This window comes from Mesorhizobium sp. M1A.F.Ca.IN.020.04.1.1 (genome assembly GCF_003997315.1).
In the GTDB taxonomy this organism is placed as follows: Bacteria; Pseudomonadota; Alphaproteobacteria; order Rhizobiales; family Rhizobiaceae; genus Mesorhizobium.
The window spans coordinates 1-6,950 of the sequence record NZ_RZSN01000235.1; the positions used below are offsets into that span (position 1 = coordinate 1).

A 6,950-nucleotide genomic window follows, 5' to 3' on the forward strand; every position below is an offset into this window, starting at 1 on the left:
ATGAGCCCACGCTGACGAAGTATCTTCAAGACCCCAGGGGCATGATCAAAGGGACGAAGATGGTGTTTCCCGGCCTCAAGAACGATCAGGACGTAGCCAACGTCATCGCTTACCTGAAACAGTTTTCGAAGTAAGCGGGCCCTTCCAGGCCCCTTTCGGTGGCGCCGGCTCGCCCCGACCGAAGGCGGCCGGCATGACGCTGCTGAAGTGTGGCCGCCGGCGCCGTCATGCAGGCAGCGCAAAGAATCCCAGCACCAACAGAATGGCTATGCCAAGGCCGAGTATGAGAAGCGTTCGCGTGTCCATGACGTTCGCCTTTCGACAGGCGCATGACCCGGAAATCGGGAAAGGATCACGGGCCAATCGAAGTGATCCAGCCTCCTTTGCGCGTACCGGAGGCACTGCGTTGTAGTTGTATAAGAATACCGCAAAAAAACCTCTCGAACCAGCGTGGAGCTCTGGCCGGCCACCGCACCCTCGTTCCAATGAAAAGAGACAAATCGGGCGCAATGGAGTATGTTGGCTGCCGGTGCAGGTCGCGGTTTTGCGTGGCCAACCATGCAGAGCGGTAGCACCGCGAATCCGCGACCTTACCGGACCCTGGTCTGGAGGAATGGTCATGGCAAGCTTTCACGTCATTGCAGGCGCTAGCGAAACGCTCGAGCATACCAGAGTGAGAAAGATCGGCCTTTCCGATCTTTTCGACGCGCTCAGGCGCGGTGTCGACGATTTCATGGTGAAACCCTCGCATATCGTGTTTCTGTGCATGATCTATCCGCTCGTCGGCGTGGTGCTTGCTACCTGGACATCGGGAGCGAACGCGCTGCCACTGCTGTTTCCGCTGGTGTCCGGTTTTGCGCTGATCGGCCCATTCGCGGCGATCGGTCTTTACGAGATCAGCCGCAGACGGGAAGCCGGGCTCGATGCATCCTGGCGCCATGCCTTCGAGGTCAGGAACTCCCCGGCGCTGCCGGCCATCGCCGCGGTCGGGATCATGCTGTTCGCGATCTTCATAGCGTGGCTTTTGACCGCCAAAATCTTCTACGAGCAGCTGTTCGGTCCCGCGCCCCCGGCATCGCTGTCCAGCTTCATCGCTGAGATATTCGCCACCGGGCGCGGTTGGACCCTGATCGTGCTGGGTCACGCCATCGGATTCGTCTTCGCCGTGGTCGTGTTGTGCACCACCGTGGTGGCTTTTCCGCTGCTGCTTGATCGCGATGTCGGCGCCTACGAAGCCATTCACACTTCGGTACGCGTAGTGCTGGCGAACCCCATCGTAATGGCCGTCTGGGGACTGATCGTCGCCGTTGGGCTGATCGTCGGTTCGCTGCCGGTGTTCGCGGGGCTGGCGGTTGTGCTGCCAGTCCTCGGCCATGCCACCTGGCACGTGTATCGTAAGGTCGTGGAAGCGCCGGCCGCCGCCCCAAGACCGGCGAACTAGCAAACCCTGTCGAGCACGGGCTGGAGTGCCGGTGCTCTCACAGGGCCGGGTGGCTGAAGCGTGCCCGACGCGCGCCTGTGGTCAGGTCGCGGAAATCCTTGCCGCTGACATGCACAAGGGTCTTGTGGTCGCCGCCCTCGAAGTAGATATCGGCGGCGTCGCCGAGGCTTTCGTCCAAAATGACCGGCACGTCATAGGCCGCGCCGATCGGCGGTACGGCGCCGATATCGCAATCGTCGAAGAGCGAGACCACCTCGTCCTCGGAAGCGAGCCCGAGGCGCTTGTCCATGACGTCCTGGAGCTTGGCGAGTTCGATCCTGTGGGTGCTTGGGACCACGGCCAGCGCATAGCCGAGCTCGTGGTGAACGACCACGGACTTGGCCATCATGCTGCCGGGCACGTGGGCGGCAATGGCGGCCTGCCTGCTGGTTGCAGTCCGATGATGCGCGACGGTGTCGTACGGGATTCCCTTGCCGTCTATGAAATTCCTCAGTCTGTTCGCTATCGTCATTTTCCGCGTCCTTTGCTTGAGTTCACGACGCATATCAAAACCAAACCGCCGGTTGTTTCGAGGCACCGGCCATTTCGGGCTGATTAGGCTGCGGTTTATCCGAACCGCGCGTCAGGGGCCGGGCCCGAAAAACGCGATGCGGGTCAGCAGCGTATAGTCGGCCTCGAAGACCATCATCGCCACGAAGACCAGCACCAATATCGGCGGCAGGATGATCGCATACATCATCGCCAACCGTTCCCAGGCCATGTGCATGAAGACGGCCACGATCAGTCCTGCCTTGAGCATCATGAAGATCAGGATCAGCGACCATCTGAGATAGCCGTGCAGGCCGAAATAGTCGACCATATAGGAGCAGGCGCTGAGTATGAACAGCCACACCCAGACCACCAGATAGAGCTTGATCGGGTGTTCCTGGTGCGTGTCCGATTTGCCGGCGGTCGCTGCATCGTGGGTGGAGTGCAGCGCCTGTTGTCCGAGACCGTTTGCGGTTGCTTCAGCCATTTCGTCCTCTCAGCAAAGCCTGCCTCTCACCAAAGATAGAAGAAGGCGAAGATGAACACCCAGACCAGGTCGACGAAGTGCCAGTAGAGTCCCATGATCTCGACATTCTCGTAGTGGCCCCGGCGACTGGTGAAAAACCCTGGACGCCCGATGTCGTAATCGCCGCGCCAGACTTTTCGCGCCACGATGATCAGGAAGATGACCCCGATCGTGACGTGCGTGCCGTGGAAGCCGGTGATCATGAAAAAGCATGAGCCGAATTGCGCGGCTCCCCAGGGATTGCCCCAGGGCCGCACTCCTTCGGTGATGAGCTTGGTCCATTCGAAGGCTTGCATGCCGACGAAGGTTGCGCCGAGCGCGGCGGTCAAAAGCATCAGGATCGCGGTTTTGCGGCGATCGCGGCGGTAGCCGAAATTGACCGCCATGGCCATGGTGCCGCTGCTGGAGATCAGCACGAAGGTCATGATGGCGATCAGGATCAGCGGGACCTCCGACCCGCCGATGTGCAGCGCGAAGACCTTGCTTGGGTTGGGCCACGGCACGCGCGTCGACATGCGGGCGGTCATGTAGGAGAGCAGGAAGCAGCCGAAGATGAAGGTGTCGCTGAGCAGGAAGATCCACATCATGGCCTTGCCCCAGGACACGTTCTTGAACGCGCGCTGATCCGAGGCCCAGTCGGCGGCAATCCCGCGCCAGCCCTGGGGGCGATCCAACTGGCTGCTATCCGTCAGTGTCGTCTCGGCCATCGCCAGTCTCCTAGGTCAGCAGCCGTTGGCAAATGCTCACGAATGTCGCCGCCCAGCCGGCCAGGACGGCGAAGATGCCGAGCCAGACGAAAAGCAGGAAATGCCAGTACATAGCGCAGAGCTCGATCCCGAGGCGAAGCCGCTGCGGCCGGGCGCCCGTCCAGGCGCCGATGCTCGTCCTGCCAAGGCCGACCAGCCCGCCCAGTATGTGCAGGCCGTGCATGGCGGTGATCAGATAGAAGAAGCTGTTGGCCGGATTGGAGTCCAGCAGGTAGCCGTCATCGGTCAGCTGCCGCCACGCGATCAGTTGGCCGATCAGGAAGGCGAGGGCGGTCAGCCCGGCCGTCGCAAGACCGAGCCTGACCATTTCCGTCTGGCCTCTGCGCGCCGCGATCACGGCGCATTGCAGCGCAACGCTGCTCAGCACCAGCACGCCGGTGTTCAGCCAGAGCAGGCGCGGCAGCGGCAGAGGCCGCCAGTCCGGCAGACCCATGCGCATGAAATAGGCGCTGGTGAACAGCGAAAACAGACAGCCGACGACCGCGAGGAAGACACCGAGGCCGATCTTGGGGGTGGGCAGGGCCGATCGCTCGAGGCCGACGAAATCCCCGGCCAAGCCTTGCTCGAGCCACGGCTTCGCGGTCAGCCGCTGGTGCGAAAGCCACCATCCGGCAAAGCCGGCGATCACCAGCAGGAAGACCAGGATGACGCTCATGCCGGCTCCCTCGATGGGATGAAGGAGCCCGGCACGTTCTGCGGGATGAAATCCTCCTTCGCGCCCGGCACGCTATAGTCATAGGCCCAACGATAGACGATCGGCAGCTCCTTGCCGAAATTGCCGTGCGCCGGCGGCGTCTGCGGCGTCTGCCACTCGAGCGTCGTTGCCCGCCACGGATTGCCGCCGGCGTCACGGCCGTGACGGATGCTCCAGATCAGGTTGAACAGGAACACCATCTGGGCGAAGCCGACCAAGAAGGCCATGATGCTGATGAACGAATTCAGATGATGGGCCGACTCCGTCATGATCGTCATGTCTGTTAGTTCGGCGTAGCGGCGCGGTACACCAATCAGGCCGATATAGTGCATGGGGAAGAAGATCAGGTAGGCGCCGAGGAAGGTGACCCAGAAGTGAAACTGGCCGAGCGCCTCGTCCAGCATCCGTCCGGTGACCTTCGGATACCAGTGATAGATCGCGCCGAAGATCACCAGGATCGGGGCGACACCCATCACCATGTGGAAATGGGCAACGACGAACATCGTGTCCGACAGGGGAACGTCGACGACGACATTGCCGAGGAACAGCCCCGTCAACCCGCCATTGACGAAGGTGACGATGAAGGCGAGCGCGAAAAGCATTGGTATCGAGAGGTGGATGTCGCCGCGCCACAGGGTCAGCACCCAGTTATAGACCTTGATGGCGGTCGGAACGGCTATGATCAACGTCGTCGTGGCGAAGAAGAAGCCGAAATAGGGGTGCATGCCGCTGACATACATGTGGTGCGCCCAGACCACGAAGCTCAGGGCGCCGATCGCGATGATCGCCCAGACCATCATTCGGTAGCCGAAGATGTTCTTGCGCGCATGCGTGCTGATGAGGTCGGACACGATGCCGAAGGCCGGCAGGGCCACGATGTAGACTTCCGGATGGCCGAAGAACCAGAACAGATGCTGAAACAGGATCGGGCTGCCGCCACTGTGCTGCAACTGTTGGCCCATCTCGACGATCGCCGGCATGAAGAAGGAGGTGCCGAGCGCGCGGTCGAGCAGCATCATCACACAAGCAACGAACAGCGCCGGGAAGGCGAGCAGAGCCATGACGGTGGCGGTGAAGATGCCCCATACGGTGAGCGGCAGGCGCATCAAGGTCATACCCCGCGTGCGGCCCTGCAGCACCGTCACAACATAGTTCAAGCCACCCATGGTGAAGCCGATGATGAACAGGATGAGCGAAGAGAGCATCAGGATGATGCCCCAGTCCTGGCCACCCGGCGTGCCGGTCATGATCGCCTGCGGCGGGTAGAGCGTCCAGCCGGCGCCGGTCGGTCCGCCGGGCGCAAAGAAGCTTGCGACGAGAACGAGCACCGCCAACAGGTAGACCCAGTAGCTCAGCATGTTGACATAGGGGAAGACCATGTCGCGGGCGCCGACCATCAGCGGGATGAGATAGTTGCCGAAGCCGCCGAGGAAGAGTGCGGTGAGCAGGTAGATCACCATGATCATGCCGTGCATGGTGATGAACTGGTAGTAGGCCTCCGGAGTAATGAAATCGAACGTGCCGGGGAAGCCGAGCTGCAGGCGCATCAGCCAGGACAGGAACAGCGCTACAAAGCCGATCGCCGTTGCCGTTGCCGAATACTGGATCGCTATGACCTTGGCGTCCTGCGAGAAGACGTATTTCGTCCACCAACTGTGCGGATGGTACAGTTCCATTTCCCCGACTTCGGCGGGGGGAACGGCATCTGCGGGTGTGACGTCGACCATGGGAGCACCTCCCTGTTCAGCGGGCCTCGACAGTTTCGACTTTTGCCTCGACGTCCAAAGCGGACGCCATTGTCTTTCCTGGCAGCGGGTTCGCCGAGCCCGTTTGCTGAGGCGCCGACAGTTGCGCAAAAGTCTGCTGCTGCCCGAGCCAGGTCAGGTAATCCTGCTCGGTGTCGACCATCACCATGCCATGCATCAGCGGATGTCCCTGGCCGCAGAGCTCGGCGCACAGGACCTGGAAGGTTCCGGTCCTTGTTGGAGTGAACCAGAAATAGGTGACCGATCCCGGGATCATGTCCATCTTGGCGCGGAATTCCGGGATGTAGAAATCATGCAGCACGTCGATCGAACGCAGCAGCATCTTGACCGGTTTGCCGACCGGCAAGTGCAGGTCCGCCGCCTCGACCACGACGTCGTCCTGGCCGTTGGGATCCTTTGGGGCGATGCCTAGCGGGTTCTCAGCGGCTACTTCACGGGTGTCCGAAGTGCCGAGCTTGCCGTCCTTGCCCGGCAGGCGATAGCTCCACTGCCATTGCTGAGCAACGACCTCGATTTCGGTCGCATCGCTCGGCACGTTGACGAAGCGGCTCCAGACGAACAGGCCGGGAACGAGCAAGGCGGTGACGCCGATCGCAGTGACGATCGTCAACCACCATTCGAGACGCTTGTTCTCCGGTTCGTATACCGCGCGATTGCCTTCGCGATGGCGAAAGCGGAACACGCAATAGGCCATGAAGAGCACAACGGCGGCAAAAACGACGCCGGTGATCCAGAAGCTGATGATGATGGTGTGGTCGATATAGTCCCAATTCGAGGCAATCGGCGTCCACCACCATGGGCTCAGGAAGTGGAACAACACCGAGCCCACGACGATCAAAACGAGTACAAGCGCGATGGCCATGTCCCGTCCTCCGGTATTTCATGGGAGCGCGAAGCATCCAACGCCAATACCAAGCCGCATCATGCTCGATTTCCGGTTGAAATTCCAGAGCCGACTAGCTGATGTGCAAAACGTTGCTGCGCGCCCGGACCTTTTGGGGCGGGGGGCCTTGGCGCAGCGGGCCCTTCGTCGAAGCATTGCCCTTACGGACAATGTGCAGAGGGATGAATGGCCGGCTAGATGCCGCTGGCGGGTAGATCAACTAGGTCCAATCTACATTCAGGATTCTCAACGCGGTTTGGCGTTGATTCATTGCGTTCCGAGGGTTCTGATTCGGAGCGCGACGGATGGCCAAACGGTACGAACTGACGAACGTCCAGTGGGCGC

At 61.1% G+C, this 6,950-nt stretch carries 7 protein-coding genes and 1 pseudogene; 2 read left to right on the forward strand and 6 right to left on the reverse strand.

All coding sequences use genetic code 11. From position 1 onward, the window contains the following. Both EOA49_RS33790 and EOA49_RS29000 read left to right on the forward strand, forming a co-directional pair. A pseudogene (locus tag EOA49_RS33790) lies at positions 1–134 on the forward strand (cytochrome c family protein); the annotation flags it as partial. A 485-nt stretch (positions 135–619) separates the two neighbouring features. Beyond that, positions 620–1,441 (forward strand): DUF2189 domain-containing protein, encoded by an 822-nt coding sequence (locus tag EOA49_RS29000; protein WP_067325381.1) that lies wholly within the window; start codon positions 620–622, stop codon positions 1,439–1,441. A gap of 37 nt (positions 1,442–1,478) precedes the next feature. Here the strand turns inward: EOA49_RS29000 and EOA49_RS29005 are convergent, their stop codons facing one another. From EOA49_RS29005 to EOA49_RS29030, 6 genes are all read right to left on the reverse strand, one after another. Next, positions 1,479–1,952: an aminoacyl-tRNA deacylase gene (locus EOA49_RS29005; protein WP_067325364.1), complete on the reverse strand. Its 474-nt coding sequence runs from the start codon at positions 1,950–1,952 to the stop codon at positions 1,479–1,481. A gap of 111 nt (positions 1,953–2,063) precedes the next feature. Further along, entirely contained in the window at positions 2,064–2,456 is a 393-nt protein-coding gene (locus EOA49_RS29010; RefSeq protein WP_082980618.1) for a cytochrome C oxidase subunit IV family protein, read from the reverse strand. Positions 2,457–2,482: 26 nt separating this feature from the next. Next, positions 2,483–3,202 (reverse strand): heme-copper oxidase subunit III family protein, encoded by a 720-nt coding sequence (locus EOA49_RS29015; RefSeq protein WP_067000053.1) that lies wholly within the window; start codon positions 3,200–3,202, stop codon positions 2,483–2,485. Between the two features lie 10 nt (positions 3,203–3,212). Continuing rightward, complete coding sequence (locus EOA49_RS29020; protein WP_127241761.1) at positions 3,213–3,917, reverse strand: cytochrome c oxidase subunit 3; 705 nt, start codon at positions 3,915–3,917, stop codon at positions 3,213–3,215. Next, positions 3,914–5,683: a cbb3-type cytochrome c oxidase subunit I gene (locus EOA49_RS29025; protein WP_095779206.1), complete on the reverse strand. Its 1,770-nt coding sequence runs from the start codon at positions 5,681–5,683 to the stop codon at positions 3,914–3,916. Before EOA49_RS29025 ends, EOA49_RS29020 begins: the two co-directional genes overlap by 4 nt. Positions 5,684–5,699: 16 nt before the next feature. Beyond that, the gene (locus EOA49_RS29030; protein ID WP_095801846.1) at positions 5,700–6,584 is read right to left on the reverse strand and encodes a cytochrome c oxidase subunit II; all 885 of its coding nucleotides are present in this window, start codon (positions 6,582–6,584) and stop codon (positions 5,700–5,702) included. Positions 6,585–6,950 lie beyond the last annotated feature (366 nt).